The 565-nt window shown below is 78.2% G+C and carries 1 protein-coding gene; it reads left to right on the forward strand.

Annotation, left to right across the window (positions count from 1 at the left end; translation table 11 throughout):
* Positions 1–507: phosphatase PAP2 family protein (locus VR44_RS22480; RefSeq protein WP_045949381.1), on the forward strand; the 507-nt coding region annotated here is incomplete at its 5' end.
* Between the last annotated feature and the right edge of the window lie 58 nt (positions 508–565).

Genomic DNA, 565 nt, shown 5'->3' on the forward strand with positions numbered 1-565 from the left:
GCCCTGCACCTGTCCTTCCCCCTGGCGCCGCCGCGGATGCTGGAGGCCGCGCACCTGGTGGACACCGGACAGGTCTACGGGCCCACCGTCTACCGGGCCGCCCCGGACGCCGACACCATGGCCAACCAGTTCGCCGCGATGCCCTCGCTGCACTTCGGCTGGGCGCTGATGCTGGCCCTCGGGATGATCGCCGCGACCCGTTCGCGGTGGCGGGCCCTGTGGCTGCTGCACCCGCTGGCCACGCTGCTGGTGGTCGTGGGCACCGCCAACCACTACTGGGTCGACGCGATCGTGGCGACCCTGCTGCTGGGCGCCGCCCTCCTGCTGATCCCCCGCCCGGCGGCCGCCGCCCCGGGGCCGCTGCCGCGCCTCCCGAGGCCCCGCCGGACGGCGCCGTCGCCCGGGACCGCGCCCGCGGGCCCGGGCGCCCTCGAGGCACCGGCCGGGCCCGTGCCTGTCCCGGAGCCCCTCCGGCCCCTCCCCGTGACCGCCGGAGGCGAGCGGTGAACGCCACCCTGCTCGCCGTCGCGCTCTGCCTCGCCTCCGCCGTCACCTACGCGGCCGC

It is taken from the genome of Streptomyces katrae, assembly GCF_000966975.1.
In the GTDB taxonomy this organism is placed as follows: domain Bacteria; phylum Actinomycetota; class Actinomycetes; order Streptomycetales; family Streptomycetaceae; genus Streptomyces; species Streptomyces katrae.